The following is a 2018-nucleotide window of genomic DNA, read 5'->3' as shown; positions in this document are numbered from 1 at the left end:
CCGGCGAACCCACCCCACCCGGATACCGGCACGCCATCCCCACAATCGCAATCGGCTCCTCATCCACCACCGAGGAAACCACCGACCCGGCAACGAAATCCGGCAACGTCCCCGAGAGTGTGGCGAGGACGGACTCCGCCAGTGCTGCGGGTGTCGGGTGATCGAATACGAGGGTGGCGGGCAGCCTGAGCCCGGTGGCCATGCCGAGGTGATCGCGCAGTTCCACCGCCATGAGCGAATCGAACCCGAGCACGTTGAAGGCGGCGCTCACATCGACGGCGTCCACTGTGGCGTGGCCGAGCACTGCGGCACACTGCTCCCGGACCAGTTGCAGCACTACTCCAAGCCGTTTGTCCTCGGGGAGCTCGGCGAGGCTGCGGGCGAACTGACCCGTTGCGCCCCCCGATGCGGCACCGGTCGCCGCTTGCCGGACGGGCGCAGGCACGAGGCCGCGCAGTGTGTCGGCAAGTGTTCCCCGCGCGGCCTGCTCACGCAGCACGGAGCGGTCGAACAGCACAGGCAAGGAAACCGGCCCCGCACCCGGGGACAGCGCCCGGTCGAAAAGAGCAAGGGCCTGTGCGGTCGGCAGGGGCGCAATTCCATGGGAACCGACGCGCGCCCCGTCCAGTGCCCGCGTCATCATGCTGGTCTCCGCCCACAGGCCCCACGCCAGCGACGACGCGGGAAGTCCCATGGCACGACGGTGGTGGGCCAAGGCGTCCAGGTACGCATTGCCCGCCGCGTAGCCGGCCTGCCCGGTGTTTCCGAGCGTTGCCGCGACGGAGGAGAAGAGCACGAAGGCAGTGGGAGGCTGCGGCAGATCGGCCGTCAGCTCATGAAGGTTGCGTGCGGCGTCGATCTTGGGCCTCAACACGGTCCGCAGCCGCGCCGGGGTGAGCGACGTGAGCAGTCCGTCATCAAGCACACCGGCGGCATGGATCACGCCGGTCGGGGCGTGGTCGGCCAGCAGTGCGGCCAGCGCCTCGCGGTCGGCTGCGTCGCACGCGGCGAATGTGACCCGTGCGCCCAGGGCAGTGAGATCCGCTTCCAGTTCGGCGGCACCCTCGGCGTCCCTCCCCCGACGGCTGACAAGGACCAACTCCGGTACTTGGTGGCGAGTGATCAGGTGGCGGGCGATCAGCGTGCCAAGGGTGCCCGTGGCACCGGTGATCAGGACTCGGTTCCCGAAGTCGGGTACCGGCATGGAGTCGGAAGCCGGGCTGGGACTGGAGCTGGGATCGGCACCAACAGGGGCGAGGGCAGGGGAAGGGGAAGGGGAAGGGGCCTGGCGGACCAGTCGGGGGGTGTGGGGCTTTCCGTCGCGGACAGCGATTTGGGAAGCAAAGGGAATCAGTAACGGTGTGTCGGCAGTGTCGGGATCCAGATCCAGCAGTACGAACCTGTCCGGGTACTCGGCCTGCGCCGCGCGCACCATCCCCCACACAGCAGCGCCAGTCAGGTGGTCGACGCCGGCGTCCGCACCGACTGCCACCGCACCACGGGTCACGACCACGAGCGGGGTTCCGGCCGGTGCGTCTGCGGCCACCCACTCCTGAATCAGGGCGAGCAGCCGTTCCAGCGTCTCGGTGGGGTCGTCGGAACCGTCGGCAACACCGGGCAGCACCGGGACGAACACAGCGTTGGGCGCCTCGGATCCATCCTCAAGTGCGCTGTTCAGAGCCCCGACGTCTGCGTATCGGTCGCAGCCGTCCAGGCCGAGGCTGCTCGCAGCGTGTGCTTCGGCGGTGAGAACAGCCCAGCCGGCAACGGACGAGACGGCCTGCTCGGTGGGTGTCCACGCCACTTCGTACAGCGAATCGAGACCTGCGTTCGCCTCGTCGAGTGCCAGGGGGCGAGTCGTGACCGCCTCAGCCGTCACGACCGGCAGCCCGGCGATGTCCACCGCGGTGAACCGAGCTGTCGCGTCGGCGGTTTTTGTGAGGGTCACGCGGAGGCTGGTGGCTCCGGTCGCGTGCAGCGTGACGTTCGACCAGGAGAAGGGAACCCGGACCGGACCG

Annotated in this window: 1 protein-coding gene; it reads right to left on the bottom strand. The window is 69.1% G+C overall.

Features of this window, described 5'->3' with window-relative positions; translation table 11 throughout:
• Window positions 1–1948: type I polyketide synthase (locus ACFVW8_RS39045; RefSeq protein WP_389698793.1), on the bottom strand; the 1948-nt coding region annotated here is incomplete at its 3' end.
• Window positions 1949–2018 lie beyond the last annotated feature (70 nt).

Origin of the sequence: Streptomyces sp. NPDC058221 (assembly GCF_042882365.1) — a bacterium.
Taxonomy (GTDB): Bacteria; Actinomycetota; Actinomycetes; order Streptomycetales; family Streptomycetaceae; genus Streptomyces.
This window is presented reverse-complemented; position numbering and strand designations above follow the sequence as displayed.